5 protein-coding genes and 9 pseudogenes are annotated in these 20,458 nt (G+C 67.5%); 9 read left to right on the plus strand and 5 right to left on the minus strand.

Going from position 1 to position 20,458, the window contains the following annotated elements; translation table 11 throughout:
• Positions 1 to 17: 17 nt before the first annotated feature.
• Positions 18 to 361 (minus strand): annotated as a pseudogene (locus G6N33_RS27150) (acyl-CoA synthetase); the annotation flags it as partial.
• Positions 362 to 790: 429 nt separating this feature from the next.
• Here G6N33_RS27150 and G6N33_RS00010 point away from each other — a divergent pair.
• The 9 genes and pseudogenes from G6N33_RS00010 to G6N33_RS00045 all read left to right on the plus strand — a co-directional run bounded on the left by G6N33_RS00010 (position 791) and on the right by G6N33_RS00045 (position 9,832).
• Positions 791 to 1,276, plus strand: a pseudogene (locus G6N33_RS00010) (hypothetical protein).
• Positions 1,277 to 1,288: 12 nt separating this feature from the next.
• Positions 1,289 to 2,030, plus strand: a pseudogene (locus tag G6N33_RS00015) (gluconate 2-dehydrogenase subunit 3 family protein).
• Positions 2,030 to 3,712, plus strand: a pseudogene (locus G6N33_RS00020) (GMC family oxidoreductase). The pseudogenes G6N33_RS00015 and G6N33_RS00020 overlap by 1 nt, the downstream one beginning before the upstream one ends.
• Before the next feature lie 40 nt (positions 3,713 to 3,752).
• Positions 3,753 to 4,125 (plus strand): annotated as a pseudogene (locus G6N33_RS27255) (SDR family NAD(P)-dependent oxidoreductase); the annotation flags it as partial.
• A 210-nt stretch (positions 4,126 to 4,335) separates the two neighbouring features.
• A complete protein-coding gene (locus G6N33_RS27260) occupies positions 4,336 to 4,755 on the plus strand; it encodes a hypothetical protein (protein WP_232069490.1) in 420 nt (139 codons plus the stop codon).
• A 105-nt stretch (positions 4,756 to 4,860) separates the two neighbouring features.
• Positions 4,861 to 5,981, plus strand: a pseudogene (locus G6N33_RS00030) (enolase C-terminal domain-like protein).
• 98 nt (positions 5,982 to 6,079) lie between these two features.
• Positions 6,080 to 6,724 carry a PAS and ANTAR domain-containing protein gene (locus G6N33_RS00035; protein WP_044505595.1) on the plus strand — a complete coding sequence of 215 codons (645 nt, stop codon included), beginning with the start codon at positions 6,080 to 6,082 and terminating at the stop codon, positions 6,722 to 6,724.
• Positions 6,725 to 6,731: 7 nt separating this feature from the next.
• Positions 6,732 to 8,515: pseudogene (locus G6N33_RS00040) on the plus strand (ABC-F family ATP-binding cassette domain-containing protein).
• A gap of 4 nt (positions 8,516 to 8,519) precedes the next feature.
• Positions 8,520 to 9,832, plus strand: a pseudogene (locus G6N33_RS00045) (cytochrome P450).
• Here the strand turns inward: G6N33_RS00045 and G6N33_RS00050 are convergent.
• The 4 genes and pseudogenes from G6N33_RS00050 to G6N33_RS00060 form a co-directional block, all read right to left on the minus strand.
• Positions 9,815 to 10,878 (minus strand): annotated as a pseudogene (locus G6N33_RS00050) (type III polyketide synthase). The pseudogenes G6N33_RS00045 and G6N33_RS00050 sit on opposite strands and share 18 nt — an antisense overlap.
• A gap of 140 nt (positions 10,879 to 11,018) precedes the next feature.
• Positions 11,019 to 14,096, minus strand: coding sequence for a type I polyketide synthase (locus tag G6N33_RS00055; protein ID WP_163771426.1), 3,078 nt, complete (start codon positions 14,094 to 14,096; stop codon positions 11,019 to 11,021).
• On the minus strand, positions 14,096 to 15,262 hold the full coding sequence (locus tag G6N33_RS27925; protein ID WP_408632812.1) for a type I polyketide synthase: 1,167 nt from the start codon (positions 15,260 to 15,262) through the stop codon (positions 14,096 to 14,098). The genes G6N33_RS00055 and G6N33_RS27925 overlap by 1 nt, the downstream gene beginning before the upstream one ends.
• Positions 15,145 to 20,442, minus strand: a complete 5,298-nt coding sequence (locus G6N33_RS00060; RefSeq protein ID WP_408632753.1) for a beta-ketoacyl synthase N-terminal-like domain-containing protein — start codon at positions 20,440 to 20,442, stop codon at positions 15,145 to 15,147. The genes G6N33_RS27925 and G6N33_RS00060 overlap by 118 nt, the downstream gene beginning before the upstream one ends.
• Between the last annotated feature and the right edge of the window lie 16 nt (positions 20,443 to 20,458).

The raw sequence follows: 20,458 nt of genomic DNA on the forward strand, positions 1-20,458 counted from the left end.
CCTGGCTCAGCGCGACGATGGTCGGTGAGGTTGCGGCGCATGCCGCCCTCGACCTGTCGGGGATCCGAAGTCGATGACCCAGCAGTCCAGGCCGTGCGAATGCAGGATGCCGACGGCACCCTCGTCGCGAGTGACGTCCCATGTCGGCCGACATCATCATCGGGTGCACCATCAGCACCGGCGGGCCGACGGGCGCTGCCGGACGATTGTCCGGGGAAGTAGCGCCGCAGCTTGTACATCGGCACGCTTTCGACGATCTGGGACGGCGACGGAACGCTGCCGGTCTCGAGAACCCTAGCCGCAAGACCTCCAGGCCGTTCTGTGCCGTCGCGACCAGCCGTTCCACCGGCCGCGTGATCATCGACAAGTTCAGCTCCACCGCTGCTCCTCTCTCGACAGCTTGGCAATCATGGCACGGCGGCGGTTGACGGTTCTGGTCAGGCAGTTTGCTCAAGCGGGTGGTTCCGCCGCCCGCCGTGACGCTCGACGATTAGCGACGCCGGAACCGGTACGAACGCAAATGCGTATCGGTCGCGACGCGTCTGCGTTCGTCGTCGTGGCCACCTCGGTTGAAATACACAGCTGGGCGCGTTGCCAATGCCAAAGTCGTGGCAGCCTGCCGACGCGTCTGTGCAGCACACCGTCGAGCGCCGGGTACCGGGCCGTGCTGCGGCCGGAGGTGGCGCGCGCATGGATATGTCGACCGCGACCTTCTGCTTTGAGGGCCCGCCGCCTGTGCCCCAAAGCTGGCCGCGCGGGGGATGGGACACACAGCCAGGGAGGAGATTCGATGTTGCTGGTCAGCAAGCGCGAACCCGGTTCCAGGGCGACCGCCAAGGCCGAAAACCTGACCGAACGGGCGCTCTACGACGTCGCGCACGGCCGATTCGAACGGTCGTTGTCCGGCCTGACCGCGGTAGCCGCGCTCATCACAACGGCGGAGATCTACTTCGAGCATTACAAGGCCAGCTTTGGCAACAAATGGATGTGGAGCCCCATCGTGGTGACCGCCGGTGGTCGTCGCGGGCGTCGGCGGGTGTTCTCCCGGCGCTGGGCCAAGAGCTGGTTGCCGATCACCGCCGGCATTTACACCGCGAACGGCCTGATGGGTGAGTATCTGCATGCCCGCGGCGTGGCGCGCAAGCCGGGTGGTTGGAAGAACGCGTCTTACAACGTCCCGATGGGGCCGCCCATCGCGGCACCGGGCCTGATGTGCATGGTCGGGGGGATGGGGCTGCTGGCGTCGATCCTGCGCCGCGAGCGGTTCCGAGGCTGACGGGGCGCGACGATGGCCGACACCAGCCGCCCCGACCATTTGCCCAACCGGCGCGCGGACCGCAAACCGCCCCATCCGTCCTGGCTCCCCCGACAACGAGCTGGCATCACCCCCCAGATGATCGGCCGCTATCCCGATTTCGACGTGCTGCAAACGGCCGACACCTGGGATGAGGCCACCCGCAGGATGGTGCTGGCACGGTTAGAGCCACCGGGACCGCTGCGCTTTTTCACCGCAGCAGAGGAACCGTGTCTGCGGGCGTTCTGCGACACGGTGCTAGCGCAGGATGTCGAGCCGCGGGTGCCGGTGGCCGAGTCGGTCGACAGCAAGCTCGCCGACGGTCGCCTCGACGGCTACCAGTATGCCGACATGCCCGACGACCGCGACGCCTTCCGGATGGTGTTGCGGGCGCTCGACGAGACCGCCGCCCGGGATTACGGCAAGGCCTCCTTCGACGCCGCCGACCCCAGACGCGCGAGGCGATCATCGAGGCCTTCTCGCAGGGCTCGCTGACGGGCACGACTTGGAACACCCTGAACGTGAAGCGAGCATGGTCGGTGTGCATGCGAATGGTGCTGTCCAGCTTCTACTCTCACCCGTGGGCGTGGAACGAGATCGGGTTCGGCGGCCCGGCCTACCCGCGTGGATTCATGAGGCTGGGCGGTGCCACAGCCGGCCGCCGCGCGCGAACCCTGAGACTGCCGGCGCCACCGATGAAGACCCGGTGCGGGTCGAGCAGAGCGGTGAGCTGTGATGAGTGACTTCTGGCGTGGTCTGTTCAAGGGCGCAATCGCGCCGCGAGACAACGATTCCCGATTCCTGCTCGACGTGCACTCCCGCGATCTGCCGGGCGAGAGACCATGCGCCGCTACCCGACGACGACGAGGTCGACTTGGTGGTCATCGGCGCCGGGCGGGTGGTTCGGTGCTGGCGCAACGGCTGGCGCGGGCCGGGTGGCGCGTCGTGATTCTCGAGGCCGGTCCATTCTGGCACCCCGACGAGGACTGGGTCTCCGACGAGGCCGGTGCGCACGAGCTGTACTGGACACAGAAACGAATCATCGGCGGTAAGGACCCGATCGAGCTGGGCAAGAACAACTCCGGACGTGGTGTGGGCGGCTCCATGGTTCATTACGCGGGTTACTGTCCACGATTCCATCCCAGCGACTTCGCGACCTACACGCTGGACGGGGTGGGGGCCGACTGGCCCATCCGCTACGAAGACATCCGCCACCACTACGAGCGGGTGGAACTCGAACTGCCGGTCGCCGGACAGAACTGGCCGTGGGGTGACCCACACCGTTATCCCTTTTCACCACACCCTATTTCAGGCTCGGCGGCCAAGATCTGGCGCGGAGCGCTGGAGCGCGGGATCGAGATGCGGGTGGGGCCCGTCGGCATCGTCAACGGCACCTTCGGTAATCGGCCGCACTGCATCTACCGCGGTTACTGCCTGCAGGGCTGCAAGGTCAACGCGAAGGCCAGCCCCTACGTCACGCACCTGCCCGATGCCTTGGCGCACGCCACGGAGATCCGCGCAAACTGCATGGCCGCCCGTGTCGAACTCGACGAGAACGGTTCGGCGCGGGCGTGGTGTACTACGACACGGTCGGCGGCTCCGAACGGTTGCAGAGGGCTAAAGTGGTTGCCGTCGCGGGATATTCGATCGAAACCCCCCGTCTGCTGCTGAACTCGGCCTGCGCGAGGTTTCCGGATGGATTGGGAAACGACGATGATCAGGTCGGGCGTTATGTGATGGTGCAAGGCGCGGCCCAGTCCGCGGGCCGGTGGCCCGAAGAGGTTCGGATGTACAAGGCACCTCCGCCGGAGGTCAGCTCCGAACAGTTCTGAGACCGACCCCGCCCGGGATTCGCCCGCGGATTCGCCATCCAGACCGTGTCCCCGATGCCCATCGGCTGGGCTGAACATGTGCTCGCCGAAGGACTTTGGGGCCGGGCCATGCGCGAGTACATGCGCGATTACAACCACTGGGCGACGGTCGGGGTGCTCAACGAGCTGCTGCCGCAACCCGACAATCGGGTCACCCTGGCCGACGAGCGCGACCCTTACGGCCTGCCCGTCGCCCGGTTCGACTACACGCTGTGCGACAACGATAAGGCCAACATGAAGTACTCCACCAAAGTGATCGCGGACATCCTGCATGCTGCCGACGCCCAGGACATTCTGACCATCCAGCGCTTCGCTCACCTGATCGGCGGCGCTCGGATGGGCACCAACCAGCGAATTCGGTGGTCGACGCCGACCACCGCGTGGGCGTACCGAACCTGTTCATCTCCGACGGGTCGGTCTGTCCCAGGGGTTCGGCCAACCCGCATTGACCATCATGGCGCTGGCATCCCGGCTGGCCGAGCGAATGGCGGCTGGGAAGATCGATACAACCCGGCCGCCTGCTCCTCGAATGCGCAGCGATGCTTGATGACTCCGATTCCTGCGAGTGATCGCGAAGGACAATTCCGATGGCACACAACGTCGTAATCACCGGAGCCAGCGCCGGAATCGGGCGCGCCACCGCTGCACTTTTCGGCCAGCGCGGAGCCAACGTCACCTTGCTCGCCCGCGGCGCGGGAGCTGGACGGCGCGGCCCGCGACGTCGAGGCGGGTGGCGGCAACGCGCTGCCCATCCCGACTGACGTCGCCGATTTTTCGGCGGTCCAGGGCGCCGCGGATCAGGCCGAGGCCGCGTTCGGGCCCATCGATACCTGGATCAACGTCGCATTCACCTCCGTTTTCGCTCCTCTCCGCGACATCAGCCCCGCCGAGTTCAGGCGCGTCACCGAGGTCAGTTACCTGGGCTGTGCACGGGACGATGGCCGCGCTGGCAAAGATGCTGCCCGCGACCGCGGCGCGATCGTCCAGGTCGGGTCCGCGTTGAGCCAGCGGGCCATCCGCTGCAGTCGGCCTATTGCGGAGCCAAGCACGCGATCAACGGCTTTACCGAGTCCGTGCGCTGTGAGCTGCTGCACGAAGGCTCCGGGTGCGGATCACCCTGGTACAGATGCCGGCGGTCAACACCCGCAATTCTCTTGGGTGCTGTCGCGATTGCCTCGGCTTCCACAACCGGTACCGCCGATCTATCAACCCGAACTCGCCGCGCGGGCCGTCGCTTACGCCGCCGCTCATCCGGGGCGCAAACAATACTGGGTCGGCGACAGCACTGCGGTCACACTGGTCGCGCAGAAGTTCATCGCCCCCCTACTGGACCGTTACCTCGGCCAAACGGGATACGACTCCCAGCAGACCGATCAACACACCAGCGGCCAACGACCGGACAACTTATGGAGACCGGTTGACGACGCCCCGGGCAGCGATCACGGCGCCCACGGCGGCTTCGATGACAGGTCCCACGGCCGGAGCCCGCAGGTGTGGTTGTCCCGCCATCGCGTCGCCGGCGGCACCGCGGTGCTGGCCCTTGGCGTCGGTGTGCTGGGCGCCCTGGCCGCCCGACGAGGACCATGGTGATGGTTTGGATACGGCTCAGTTTCGTCGGGCTCCCCCGCCGTCGCATTCTCAGCGCCACGATCCGCCGAGCGCCGTCCTCGCCCGGTTGAACCTGCAGGAGCTCAGATGACCACAACCACCAGCCGCTCGGACGTCTGCATCGACCAGGTCACCGCCCAGGCGTACGAAATACCCACAGACGCACCAGAAGCCGATGGCACGTTCGCGTGGACCGCCACGACGCTGGTATTGGCGGAGGTGACCGCGGGGGGCCGGCGTGGGATCGGCTATACCTACGCGAGCAGCGTCGCCCGCGAACTGATCGCCGGCCCGCTCGCCCATGCCGTCACAGGGCATTGTGCCCTCGACATCACCGCCGCGTGGCAGTCGATGGTCACGGCGATGCGTAACAACGGACGTCCGGCCTGGTCGCCTGCGCGATCTCGGCGGTCGACACGGCGCTGTGGGACCTCAAGGGCAAACTATTGGAAACGCCGGTTTGCCGGCTGCTCGGCATGGCGCGGCCCGAGGTACCGATCTATGGCAGCGGGGGATTCACCACCTACGACGAACACACGACTCGAACGCAACTCGAGTGTTGGGTGGACGGCTGGAAGATTCCGCGGGTCAAAATCAAAATCGGTGAGTCGTCGGGCTCTGCCCCGCGTCGCGATATCCGGCGGATCGCCTTCGCGCGCAAGGTTATTGGTCATGATGTGGCACTGTATGTCGACGCCAACGGCGGCTACGGCCGCAAGCAGGCGATCCGGGTCGCGCACGCCATGGACGAGCACCATGTCACATGGTTCGAAGAACCGGTGTCATCCGATGACCTCGTCGGCTTGCGGCAGGTGCGCGATCAGGTGCGCCCGGACGTCGCCGCCGGCGAATACGGCTACGACTTGGCGTATTTCAACCGGATGCTGGCCGCCGAGGCGGTCGACTGTCTGCAGATCGACGTCACCCGCTGCGGCGGCATCACGGACTGGCTGCGCGCCGCGGCCGTTGCCGCCGCGAACAACGTCGAGGTATCCGGACACTGCGCCCCTAACCTGCATGCTCACGTGGCCGCGGCGATCCCGAACCTGCGGCATCTCGAGTACTTCCACGACCACCATCGCATCGAACAGCTGCTTTTCGACGGCGTGCTGCCCCCAGCGGGCGGGGTACTGCGGCCCGATCAGGGACGGCCCGGACTCGGCCTGGACTTCAAGCGCCCGGACGCCGAGCAGTTCCGAGTTAGCTGAGCCACCAAAACCTGCGCAGCCGCAACAGGAGTCTGGTTGACGGACGTCGATATCGGCAATATCACCGAAGTGGAACCAACGTATTTCGGGGGCCCGCGATGACTGTGAACTTCGACGACGATACCGCTCAGCTGGGGGCCATCGACTTGGTCTTAGGCCTCGGCGAACCGCAGCGAGTCGGCAGATTCAAGTTCTTTCTCGACGGCGAGCGCTGGGAGTGGTCCGATGCTGTTGCACGCATGCACGGCTATGAACCGCGAACGGTGGAGCCCACCACAGAACTCCTGCTGCAGCACAAGCACCCGGACGACCGCGAGGGCGTCGCGACGGTGCTGGACCGCGTGGTCAGTGGCGAGCCGTTCAGCAGCCGACACCGGCTCGTGGACAAGGCCGGCCACACCCGCTGCGTCATCGTGGCGGGCGAGGAAATGCTCGACGACACCGGCGCGCTGATCGGCACGTCGGGTTTTTACGTTGACGTCACCGATTCGCTGCACTCCGACATCACCCAGGTCCTCGAGGCGGTGGCCGACGCCCGCGCGGCCATCGAGCAGGCTAAGGGCGTGCTGATAGCTGCCTACGGCATCTCGGCCGAGCGCGCCTTCGACGTCTTGGTCTGGCGCTCCCAGGAGACCAACCTCAAGGTTCGTGACCTGGCCGTGCGATTTTTGAAGGCCGTCGCCGGAACCTCTTCGCCGGACACCCGGACCCACGTCGACCACGCGTTGCTCACTCTCGAATAATTGCCCGGTGGCGCACCTACTGGGGGCCGAGGCCGTTCACCTGGAATACCCGACTCGGGTCGTGTTCGAGTCGATCTCGTTGGGGGTCAGCGACGGCGCTCGCATCGGCATCGTCGGACGCAACGGCGACGGCAAGTCGAGTCTGCTGCGTCTGCTGACCGGTGAGCTGCAACCCGACGCCGGTCGCGTTACCCGGCGCAGCGGGTTGCGAGTCAGTGTGCTCAGCCAGGCCGACACCCTGGACCCGGCCCGCACCGTGGGCTGGACACTGGTCGGCGAGGCGGCCGAGCATCAGTGGGCCGGCGACCCACGTATTCGCGACGTGGTGGCTGGGCTTGTCGCCGATCTGGATTGGCATGCAACGGTTTCCACGCTCAGCGGTGGACAGCGCCGGCGGGTGCAGCTGGCCCAATTGCTGATCGGTGACTGGGATGTCGTCGCCCTCGACGAGCCCACCAACCACCTCGACATCGAGGGCATCACCTGGCTGGCGGATCACCTGCAACAGCGTTGGACGCGCAACGCCGGCGGCCTGCTGGTGGTGACGCATGACCGGTGGTTCCTCGACGAAGTGGCCAGCACGACGTGGGAGGTGCACGACGGCATCGTCGAACCGTTCGAGGGCGGATACGCGGCCTATGTGTTGCAGCGCGTCGAGCGCGACCGGCAGGCCGCCGTGGCGGAAGCCAAACGACAGAACCTGATGCGCAAGGAGCTCGCCTGGCTGCGCCGCGGGCCGCCGGCGCGGACCTCAAGCCGAAGTTCCGCATCGATGCCGCCAACCAGTTGATCGCCGACGTGCCGCCGCTGCGCAATACCGTCGAGTTGGCCAAGCTGGCGACGGCCCGGCTCGGCAAGGACGTGATCGACCTGCTGGATGTGTCGGTCTGCTACGGCGGTCGCCCGGTGCTGCGCGACGTCGAATGGCACATCGCACCGGGGGAACGAACCGGCATCGTCGGCGCCAACGGAGCGGGTAAGTCGACGCTGCTGGGGTTGATCGCGGGCACGATCACGCCGGATAGCGGACGGGTCAAGCGCGGCAAGACCGTGCGGTTGTCGGTACTCGACCAGCAGGGCGACTTGTTGACCCCGTTTACCGGCGACCGTATTGCCGACGTGCTGAGCGGGCTGCGCGGCGGCTACCAGGTCGAGGGCCGCGAGGTGACGCCTGCCCAGCTGCTGGAACGCCTCGGCTTCGGACGGGGCCAGCTCTCGGCACGGGTCGGCGAGCTGTCCGGCGGCCAGCGGCGGCGGCTGCAGCTGATGCTCACGCTGCTGTCCGAACCGAACGTCCTGCTGCTCGACGAGCCCACCAACGACGTCGACACCGACATGCTGACCGCGACCGAAGACCTGCTCGACTCCTGGCCGGGCACGCTGATCGTGGTCTCCCACGACCGCTACCTGCTGGAACGCGTCACCGATCAGCAATACGCGATCCTCGACGGCCGATTGCGCCACCTGCCCGGCGGCATCGACGAGTATTTGCGGCTGGCGGGACGGTCCGCGAGCGCGCCGGTGCCGTCTCAGGCTTCCGCTCAGCCGCCGTCGCGGCCGCAGGCGATGTCCGGCGCACAGCGCCGCGCCGCGGAAAAGGAGCTGGCCGCCGTCGACCGCCAGCTGGCCCGGCTGGCGGATCGCATCGCCGCCAAACACGTCGAGCTCGCCGAGCACGACCAATCCGACCACGTCGGCATCACCCGGTTGACCGGCGAGCTCCGCGACCTGGAGGACGAGGTCGCCGCGCTGGAAACCCGGTGGCTGGAGCTCTCCGAAGTGGTCGAATGATGCCATGAGGACGCCGCCGCGCCGACCGGTCCGCTACCTGCCCGGGCAAGCGCTGCTCGCGCTGTACCGGCGCCGCGGCGCGGTGATCGATGCCGGGATCGGCCGCCACGGCTACACGTATCTCCTCGGGCCGGCGGCGAACAAGTTCGTGTTCGCCAACGCCGACGCGTTCAGCTGGGCGAAGACGTTCGAAAACCTGGCCATCGTCGACGGGCCGACCGCGCTGATCGTCAGTGACGGCGACGATCACCGGCGCCGCCGCAGCGTGGTGGCGCCGGGGCTGCGGCATCGCCAGGTTCAGGACTATCTGGGGACCATGGTCGCCAATATCGACCTCGTCATCAACGGTTGGCAACCGGGCCAACGGCTGGACATCTACCGGCAGTGCCGCGGCGCGGTGCGGCGCAGCACCATCGAGAGCCTGTTCGGCCCGCGACTCGCGCAGCATTCCGACTTTGTGGGCGAGCACCTGCAACCGTTGCTGGATCTGACTCATCAGCTGCCCCAACTGGTTTCGCTGCAGCAACGTCTCCGAGCCCCCGGCTGGCGGCGGGCGGTGGCCGCGCGGCAACACCTCAACGATTTCATCGACGGTCAGATCATCCAGGCGCGCAGGCAGCCCCGGACCGACGATCACCTGCTGACCATGCTGATCGAGGGCCGGGGTGAAGAGGATATACGCTGAGCGACAACGAGATTCGCGACTCGATCATCTCGCTTATCACCGCCGGCTACGAAACCACCAGCGGGGCGCTGGCCTGGGCGATCTACCTGCTGCTGAGCTTGCCGGGCGCGTGGGAGCGGACCGCCAACGAAGTGCGTCGGGTCCTGGGCGATCGGTCACCGGGCACCTGGGCGGCCGACCTGACCTCCCTGACCTACCTCAATGGCGTGGTGCAGGAAACGCTTCGGCTGTACTCACCCGCGGTGATTTCGGCCCGCAGGGTGATGCGCGACCTCGACTTCGACGGCGGCCGGATCCGCGCCGGCCGGTTGCTGATCTTCAGCGCCTATGTCACGCACCGGCTGCCCGAAGTGTGGCCGCAGCCGGACGAATTCCGGCCGGAGCGGTGGGATCCGCGGGCCGCGGAGTACCGCAAGCCCGCACCGCACGAGTTCATTCCGTTCAGCGGCGGATTGCATCGGTGCATCGGGTCGGTGATGGCGACGATGGAGATGACGGTGATGCTGGCCCGGCTAGTCAGCCGAACAACGCTCCGCCTGCCCCCACAACGCATCCGCGCGGCCAACCTCGCGGCGCTGAGTCCCAAGCCGGGGGTCTTCGTCGAAGTCGACGCCTTAATGCCAGCGCAGTAGTACGAGTTCGGACGAAAGCCGGGCCCCATCGCGACGATCAGCCCGGGGCTGCCGGCGGGTGGTGGTTTGGCGATGGTGTCGCGCAGCACGTGCAGCACCGACGCCGACGAGAGATGGCGATCTCGCCCAGCGAGCGCCAGGTCAACTCCAGTGCCTCGGGCCGCAGGCCGAGGGACTTGCCGATCGCCTCGATCACCTTCGGGCCGCCCGGGTGACTGACCCAGGCCTCAATGTCGTCCCGGGTCAGGCCGTGTCGGCTGAGGAACTGGTCGACGTCGTCGGCCAGGTGGCGCTCAATCATGGGGGCCAGTTCCGGGGACAGCACCGGCTGTAGACCCGATGATCCGACGTGCCACGCCATGACCTGCAGCGAATCGGGGTAGAGGCGGCTGCGTGAATCGACGATGTCCGGACCGCCGGCCCGGCCCTGCTCGTCGCCTTCGGCGCGCCGATCCCCCACCGCGACCACCGCGGCCGCCCCGTCACCGAACATCGCGGTAGCGACCAACCCGGAGACGGTCGGCTTGACCGTGGGAAGGTCAGCGAGCATAGCTCGACCGACACCAGGGCCGCGACGCCGTCCTGGGCCCCGCGCAGGTAGTCGTGCAGCGCGGCCACGCCGGCCGCGCCGCCGGCCCCAGCCCGAACAGCGGCATCCGCCGAATGTCTGCGCGCAGACCGAGGCGGCCGGTGATGCGGGCGTCCAGTGATGGCACCGCCACTCCGGTGACGGTGGTAGTGGCGATCATGTCGACGTCGCGGGGTTGCAGCCCGGCGTCTTCGAGGGCGCCCTTTAGCGCCTCGCAGCCGAGGTCGACCGCCTTTTCGATGTAGATCTCGTTCGTCTCGCTGAAATCGGTCAGCGACAGGTATTGCTCCAGCGGCAGCGCCAGGTGGCGACTGTTGACCTTCGCACCGGCGTACAACCGCCGCACGATATCTTCGTGTTCCTGCAGCGCCGGAAGCTGGACGAACTGATCGGTGATCTCGCTCTGGCTGTAGCGGTGCGGCGGCAATGCACCGAACACACCTGCGATGACGCTCATATCTAGCCTCTGCTCAGAACGATTCCCCACTGCACGAAGTGTATGCGGCCCGGTTCAGGCCCGCAAAGATACAGCTATTCAACATGTGTCGGATACATCGTGGTGAAGGTCGTAATCGTGTTCCCTCAACGGGGATTTCGTCATTCGATATCGTCGGTTTTGTTGGACTCCAACGCCAGCGCGATCAACGCATCGGTGCTGAGCGAGTCGATGACGTCACCATCGACCGCCACCTCGGCGAGCGGTGGTTCGGTCTCACCGGCCAGCACCAGCAACTTGTCCAGCAATCCCGTTCGCCGAAGTTCGCGCAGCGGAATCCTTCTCAGCGTTGCCCAGACCTCGTCATCGTCGGACTCTGTGCCAGACATTGCCTCCTCGCCGTGCAGCAGTCGCTGGCGCAGCTGAGCGGCCAGCGCCGACGGAGTGGGAAAGTCGAATATCAGGGTGCGCGACAACGCCAATCCGGTGGCGGATTTGAGCCGGTTGCGAAGTTCCACCCCGGTCAGCGATTCGAAGCCGAAGTCCTGAAAGGCGCGGTCGACGTCGATGTCGCGGCCACTCGAGTGTCCTAACACTGTTGCCGCGTGTGCGCAGACCAACTCCAGCAGCCGCCGGTGTTGCTCGTCGGGCGGCAGTGTCCGCAACTCCTCAGCCAGGCCGGCCGCCCGGCTCACCGGAGCCGACGCCGCACCGTCGGTGTCCAGCCAGAAACGTTGCCGGGCAAAGCCATACGTCGGAAGACCGACGCGCCGGGCAGCCAGTCCACTGAGCACCGCGGGCCAAACAACATGCGTCCCTTGGCAGAACAGTTCCCCGACCGCGTCCAGTATGTCTTCGACTTCGCGCCGGTCTTGGGTCAGCATCGCGACCGCGGCCGCATCCTCATCGCGCAACGACCGCCCGATGGCGGCGCTTAGGCCCGCCGCCGGCCCCACTTCGACGAACACCCCGGCTCCCAGCGACTCCGCCAACCGCACGCCGTCGACGAACCGCACCGGACGGCGCACATGTTCAACCCAATATGCCGCCGACCCGTAGCCGGGTTCGGCCAATTGCCCAGTCATGTTGGATACCAGCGTAATTCGTGGTTCATGGGGCGTGATACCGGCGATGAGGTGACCGAACTCGTCCATCATCGGCTCCATCAGTGCCGAGTGAAACGCGTGAGACACCGCCAGCCGGTGCACTCGGGTACCCTGTTGCGCGAATCGGTCGGCCAGGGCGTGCACGGGGCCCTCGGCACCCGAAACCACCACGGAATCTTCGGCATTGACGGCCGCGATCGCGACGTCGGGGCTGAGCAACGGGGCAACCGCTTCCACGCCCGCGGCGATCGCGACCATGACGCCGCCGGCCGCAAGCTCGGCCATCAGCCGGCCCCGGGCAACCAGCCGGGCGGCATCTTCGAGCGTCAGCACATCCGCGACGTGTGCAGCGGTGATCTCGCCGACTGAATGGCCCATCACCAGGTCGGGTTCGATTCCCCAGCTGCGCAACAGTGCCGTCAACGCCACCCCGATCGAGAACAACGCAGGCTGCGCATACTCGGTGTTGCCCAGCAACTGCGCGCTGTCCCCCCAGATGACGTCGCGCACGTCGGCGCTCGTATGCCGATTCAGCGCGACGACGGCCGCGTCGAAAGCCTCGGCGAACACCGGCCACCGGTCGTAGAGCTGCCGCCCCATCCCCAGCCATTGGGAGCCCTGCCCGGGGAAGACGAACACCGTCTTGCCCAGCGGTTTGGCCCGTCCGGCCACCGCATCGGAATCACCAGCGGCCAGCCGCGCCAAACCCGTTGTCAGCCCGTGCCGGTCGCTGCCCACCAACACAGCTCGATGCTCGAGCACCGCGCGAGTGGTGGCCAGCGACCAGGCCACGTCGGGCACCGTCAATTCCGGCTCGGCGTCAAGATGGGCCGCCAGCCGCGCAGCCTGGTTGGTCAGTGCCAGCTCGGAACGGGCCGAGAACACCCAGGCCACCGGTGTCTGCGGTGCCGCCGACGTCAGCGTGGGGGGCATCGGGGGCGCCTGCTCGAGGATCACGTGCGCGTTCGTCCCGCCCATTCCGAATGACGACACCCCGGCCCGCCGCGGCCGGCCCGGTGCCGGCCAGCTGGTCGGCGTGGTGTTGATCTGCAGGCCATGGTCTTTCAGATCGCCGGCTGTGGCTCCGTCGTAATTGAGGCTCGCCGGGATCATGCTGTTGTCCAGGGCGAGCACTGTCTTGAGCAGGCCGGCGATGCCGGCGGCGGCCCCCGTGTGGCCGATGTTGGTCTTCACCGAGCCGAGGCGCACCGGGCCCTGTCGTCGTCCGGCGAAGATCTCGCCCAGGGCGCAGACCTCGATCGGGTCGCCGACTTCGGTGCCGGTGCCGTGCGCCTCGATGTAGTCGATATCGTCGCTGCCCAGGCCGGCATGTGCGAGCGCGCGACGGATGACCGCGACCTGTGCCGAGGTCGACGGCACGGTTTGCCCGGCCGAGCTGTGCCCGGCATTGTTGACTGCAGTTGCGCGGATGACCGCGCGGATGCGGTCGCCGTCCTCGATGGCGTTGGGTAACGGCTTGAGCAGCACCAGGCCGGCCCCTTCGGACCGCACGTACCCGTCGGCGCGGCGGTCGAATGCGTAGGTGTGACCGGAGACCGACAAGGCGCCGAATTCGTGTTCCAGCATTGCGGTTTCGTCGGCCAGGTTGAGATGGATGCCGCCGGCGACGGCAAGCGTCGACTCACCGGCGCGCAGGCTCTCGCACGCTAGGTGGACGGCGACCAGTGACGACGATTGCCCGGAGTCGATCGCCATGCTGATGCCCTGCAAACCGAAGGCGTAAGAGATTCTGTTGGCGATCATCGCGCGGCTGAGCCCACCGAAGGAATGGTGGTCGAGGTGGTCGCCGCCCGCGCGAAGCGTCAGGACGGCGTAGTCGTCGTTCATTGCGCCGAGGTGGATCGAAACATAGTCGCCACGAATGGTTTCCGGGATCAGGAAGGCGTCTTCGAATAGCTCCCAGGCCAGTTCGAGGGCCAGCCGCTGCCGCGGGTCCATTGCGCGGGCCTCGCGCGGGGAGAGGTTGAAGAAGTCGGCGTCAAACTCGGCCGCGTTTCCGGGTAACCGGTTCTCTTCGCGTCCGTCCCGCAGCACCTTCCAGAACTCATTCGGGCTGCCGGCTCCGGGCAGCCGGCAGGCCAGGCCGATGATCGCGACGTCGGTGGGTGCCATCAGGGGCCGTAGTCGTCATCGAGGATGGCGAAGAGTTCGCGTTCGGTGGCGGTGGCGATGTCGTCGTCGAGCAGCTGCGTTTCGTCGGGTGCGGTCGGCGGTGGACTTTCCAGCTCGGCCAGGATGGCTTGGATGCGGGCGGCCAGGCGGGTCTTGTCGTCGGGGGTCCAGTCGGGTTGATTGACCAGGGTCTGTAGCTCGCGGGCGATGTCGTTGAACCGAGCCAGCCGCTCGGGCTCGGCGGCCGATGCCCCGGGTGTCGCGGAGCTCAGCTGCTGGTCGATGTGTTCGGCCAGCGCCGCCGGTGTCGGGAAGTCGAAGATCAGGTTCGGCGAAAGGGTGAGTCCGGTCGCGGTTTTCAGCCGGTTGCGTAATTCCACCGCGGTCAGCGAATCAAAGCCGAGATCCTGGAACGGCAGCTGCGCCTCGAGATCGGCGCTCGATCGACCCAAAACCGTTGCGGCGTTGGTGCACACCAGTTCCACCAGTTGGTGGTGGCGCTGCTCGGGACTGAGCCCGTGCAGCCGGGTGGCCAGGCCCGACGTCGGGACGGCGGCTCCGGCGTCGGTGATGAGTCGACGGCCCGGCCGGGCGACCAGATCACGGAGCACGGGTGGGACGGCGCCGCGTGTACCCAGCCCGGAGGGGTCGATGCGTGCGGCAACCAGCAGTGGGCGGTCGGCCAGCATGGCTTCGTCGAACAGTTGCAGCGCGTGCGGGGTGGATAGCGGTGCCAGTCCGCTTCGGCTCATGCGGGCTTTGTCGCGCTCGTCGAGGTGTCCGGTCATGCCGCTGGCCTGTTCCCACAGCCCCCAGGCCACCGACAACCCCGGCAGACCCTGCGCCCGCCGCGCAGTCGCCAACGCGTCGAGGAAACTGTTAGCCGCCGCATAGTTACCCTGCCCCGGCGAACCAACGATGCCAGCCATCGACGAAAACAACACAAACGCCGACACATCGTGATCCCGGGTCAACTCATGCAAATTCCACGCACCATCAACCTTGGCCCGCAACACCACATCCATCCGCTCCGGCGTCAACGAACCAATCAACCCATCATCGAGCACACCAGCGGCATGGAACACACCCCGCAACGGATACCGCGGCGACAACCCCCCAACCAACTCACCCACCGCCCCGCGATCAGCCACATCACAGGCCACCACCGACACCTCAGCCCCGCCACCGTCAGCCGGTCCACCACCTCAGCGCCCCCTGCGCCTCGGCCCCGACGACTCACCAACACCACATGGCCCACCCCATACCGGGTCACCAGATGCTCAGCCACCGCCGCACCAGCCATCCCGGTACCCCAGTAATCACCACACTGCCACCAGCCAGCCACCCCCGACGTCGCAAGCAAGCGATCGTCGGGACCATCCGGCAACGTCAACACCACCTTGCCGATCTGGCGGGCCTGACTAACAAACCGATACGCCGCCGACGCCGACCGCACGTCAAACACCTTGACGGGCAACGGCGTTAACACACCGGCATCGAAGAGTCCGACCAGATCCGAGAGCATCGACGCGATATGGTCCGGACCGGCTTCCATCAGGTCGAAGGCGCGGTAGCGCACGCCCTCGGGGACGGTGGCGGGGTCACGCAGGTCGGTCTTGCCCATCTCGATGAACCGCCCACCATTGACCAACAACCGCAACGACGCATCCAGAAACTCCCCAGCCAGCGAGTTAAGCACCACATCCACCCCACCACCACCGGTAGTGGCCAAAAACTTCTGCTCAAACTCCGTGCTGCGGGTATCACCAATATGATCATCATCAAAACCCAACGCCCGCAACGTGTCCCACTTACCACGACTCGCGGTGACAAACACCTCCGCACCCCAATACCGAGCCAACTGCACCGCAGCCATCCCCACCCCACCGGTAGCCGCATGCACCAACACCCGCTCACCGGCCTTCACCCCGGCCAACACCGACAACCCATACAACGCCGTCAAAAACACCACCGGCACCCCCGCCGCCTGCACCAACGACCACCCCGCCGGCACCACCGTCACCAACCGCGCATCCACCACCGCCTCAGCACCCACCACCCCCAACAAACCCAGCACCGCATCACCCACCGCAAACCCGGTCACACCGGAGCCCACCTCCACCACGACGCCCGCACCCTCAGCCCCCAGTTCACCGCCACCGGGATACATCCCCAACGCCACCAACACATCCCGGAAGTTGACCCCCACCGCGGCCACCGCAACCCGCACCTGCCCCGCGCCTACCTCGCCCGGAACTGCTGGAGCGACCACAACGTCCTCCAGGGTTCCGCCGCCACCGGCAGCCAAGCGCCAACCGCCGACCGGTAACTCGAGCACGGCCCCGGCGCCGACCGCTCCCAGTCGGGCGGCGTGAGCGACACCGCAGCGCACCACCACCTGCGACTCCCCACACCCCACCACATCGGCAACATCCAACGACCCATCCGAATCGACCAACACCACCCGACCCGGCTGCTCAGCTTGAGCCGACCGCACCAACCCCCACACCGCCGCACCCGCCAAATCGGCCACACCCTCACCGGCCAACCCCACCGCACCCCGCGTCAACACCACCAACAAACGCGCATCATCACCGGCCAACCACGACTGCAACACCCCCAACGCCTCATGCGTGGCCGCATACACCGACCCCACCGACACCCCCGACGACGGCTCCCACACCCACACACCCTCGACCCCAACCACAACCGACTCCCACGACACCGGCGACCACGCGAGTTCATACAGGCCCCCGGCCCCGCCAGCCGCGGCGGCCAATGCCGCCGACAGCGCGCCAATTGAGATCGGGCGGACCACCAACTCGCGCACCGACAGCACCGGCAGCCCGGCGCTGTCGGCCAGATCCACCGACACCGATCCGGTCCCGGTCGATGCGATCCGCACCCGGACCCGTGACGCGCCCGCGGCATGCAAACACACACCCTGCCAGGAGAACGGCAACATCGTGGTGTCGCCGCCCTCGGCGACTCCCCAGGCATGCAAGGCCGCGTCGAGCACGACAGGATGAATTCCGAAGCCGCCCACCGTAACCCCTTCGGCTGCGCTCACCTCGGCAAAGACCGCGTCACCGCGGCGCCAAAGGGCGCGCAGACCACGAAATGCCGGTCCATAGTCGTAGCCGCGGGCCGCCAGCACCTCATAGACGTCACCCACGTCGGCCGCAGTGGCCCCGATGGGCGGCCATATCGACAGGTCCGCGCCTGGTTCGTGCTGCGCCGCGCTTAGCGAGCCCTGTGCGTGCAGGACCCAGACCGAATCGGGTGCGGTGCCGCGCGAATACACCCACACGGCCCGGGAGCCCGACTCGGCCGCGGCGTCCACGACAACTTGCACGCGGGCGTTGGTGCCCCGCGGCAACACCAGCGGCGCCAGCAACGTCAGCTCTTCCAGCACCGAGCAGCCGACCTCGTCGCCGGCCCGCAACGCCAATTCCACGAACCCGGCACCGGGGAACAGCATGACTCCATCAACGACATGATCGGCCAGCCACGGCGCCCCGCCCACCGAGAGGGAACCCGTGAGCACCATGCCACCGGAGTCGGGCCGTTCGACCACCGCGCCCAGCAGCGGGTGCGCGGTGCGAGCCAGGCCGACACCGCTGACGTTTCCCGATGCCACCGCCGCGGGCGGCAACCAGAACCGTTGGTGGGCAAACGCGTACGTGGGAAGCTCGACCCGCCGCCCCTCGCCCACCGCGGCGGCCCAATTCACGCCGACGCCGATGGTGAACAACTGGCCGAGTCCGGTCAGCGCCGACTCCACCTCCGGGCGATCCTTGACCAGCAGGGCCGCCGCGGTGGTCGGCCCGGTGGTCACCGATTGTTCGACGGCGCCGCTCAGACCACGACCGGGGCCGACTTCGACGAACGCGTTGGCGCCCAGGGACTCGGCGGTCCGCACGCCGTCGGCGAACCGTACCGGTCGGCGCACATGCTCGACCCAGTACTGCGGCGCACCGTAGCCCGGACCGGCCAGCTCCCCGGTCAGGTTGGATATCAACGGTATTCGCGGGGCGGCGGGCGATATCCCGGTGACCAGCCGGGTGAACTCGCCGAGCATCGGCTCCATCAGCGCGGAATGAAACGCGTGCGAGACCGCCAGTCGATGTGTCCGCCGCCCCCGCTGCGCCAGCAGTTCGGCGGCCGCGGTAACCGCGGCGTCGGCACCCGAGAGGACCACGGCGTTGGGGCCATTGACCGCCGCGACGTCGACCTGATCGGTCAGCAGCGGCAATACGTCAGCTTCGGCAGCGGCCACCGCGATCATCGCACCACCCGGCGGCAGTGCCGCCATCATGCGGCCGCGAGCGGCGACCACCTTCGCGGCGTCCGGCAGGGACAGCACGCCGGCCACGTAGGCCGCGGTGATCTCACCGACGGAATGGCCGGTGACGATGTCGGGTTCGACGCCCCAACGTCGCAGCAGTGCCGCCAGGGCCGCCTCGACGGCGAACAGTGCGGGCTGGGCGAACTCGGTATTCTCCAGCAGCGCAGGCTCGCTGCCCCAGAGCACTTGTCGCAGCGGCAGTCTCAGCTGCGCATCCAGCGCCGCGGCAACGTCGTCGAACGCTTCCGCGAATTCGGGATAACGGTCGTAAAGCTGCCGTCCCATCCCCAGCCATTGGGCCCCCTGCCCGGGGAACACGAACACCGTCTTACCCATCGAGCGGACCCGCCCGGCGACCACGCCCGCGGCGGGCTCGGCGGCGACCAGTTCGCGCAGTCCGTGCAGTAGCCGGTCCCGGTCGGCACCGACCACCACGGCGCGGTGGTCGAACACCGCGCGGGTGGTCACTAGGGACCAGGCGATGTCGTGGGGACTGAGGCCCGCGTGTTCGGACCCGTGTGCGAGCAGCCGTGCGGCCTGGTTGATCAGGGCCTGCTCGGAGCGGGCCGACAGGACCCATCCGGTCGCGCCTGAAATAGGTTGCACCGCAATAGGTTCAGCGTCCGGTGCCTGCTCGATGATGACGTGCGCGTTGGTGCCGCTGATCCCGAACGACGACACCCCGGCCCGGCGCGGCCCGTCGTGCTGGGGCCAGTCGCGGGGCTCGGTGAGCACCGACACTGCCCCCGCCGACCAATCCACGTGGGGCGAGGGCACATCCACGTGCAGCGTCTGCGGCAGCACCCCGTGCCGGATCGCCTGAATCATCTTGATGACACCGGCCACTCCCGCCGCGGCCGAGGTGTGGCCGATGTTCGATTTGATCGAGCCCAGCCAGAGTGGGCGATCGGCGGGGCGATCCTGGCCGTAGGTGGCCAACAATGCTTGCGCCTCAATCGGATCCCCCAGCACGGTGCCGGTGCCGTGCCCTTCGACGACGTCCACGTCGGTCGCGGTCAATCCGGCATTGGCCAGGGCCGTGCGGATGACCCGTTGCTGGGAGGGCCCGTTCGGCGCGGTCAGTCCGTTGGAGGCGCCATCCTGGTTGACCGCGGTGCCGCGCACCAGCGCCAGCACGGGGTGACCGGATCGCCGCGCGTCGGCGAGGCGCTCGACCACCAGTACTCCGGCCCCCTCCGACCACGCTGTCCCATCGGCGGCGCCCGCGTACACCTTGCATCGACCATCGGGCGCGAGCGCTCGCTGACGGCTGAACTCGACGAATGCGGCCGGGGTCGCCATCACCGTGACGCCACCGACCAAGGCCAGGTCGCATTCGCCGGATCGCAGCGACTGGGCGGCCAAATGCAGCGCCACCAACGACGACGAGCACGCCGTATCGACCGACACCGCAGGGCCTTCCAGGCCCAGCACATACGACACCCGGCCGGAGGCGACGCTCAGTGTCGAGCCGGTGAGCCCGTATCCTTCGAGTTCGCCCTCGACCTGACCGCCGTACCCGGCGTGGATCACGCCGGCGAACACGCCGGTCGCCGAGCCGCGCAGGCCGAGTGGGTCGATTCCGGTGCGCTCCAATGCCTCCCAGGACAGCTCCAGCATCAGTCGCTGTTGGGGATCCATCGCCAGCGCCTCGCTGGGCCCGACATTGAAGAAGCCGGCGTCGAAATGTCCCGCGTCGGCGAGAAACGAGCCCTGGTTGACATACATCTTCCCGGGCGCGTCGGGGTCGGGGTCGTACAGCCCCGCGACATCCCAGCCGCGGTCCGCCGGGAAATCGGCGACGGCGTCGCGACCCTCAACGACCATGTCCCACAGCGCTTCCGGGGAATCGGCGCCGCCCGGATACCGGCAGGCCATGCCCACCACCGCGACCGGCTCGGACAGCCGGCCTTCCAGCTCGGCCACCCGCCGGCGCGAGCGCCGCAGGTCTGCGGTCAGCCGTTTGAGGTAATCGAGATGTTTGTCGGTGTCCGACACGGGCGCTCCTTGGGCT

It is taken from the genome of Mycobacterium simiae (assembly GCF_010727605.1).
GTDB lineage: Bacteria > Actinomycetota > Actinomycetes > Mycobacteriales > Mycobacteriaceae > Mycobacterium > Mycobacterium simiae.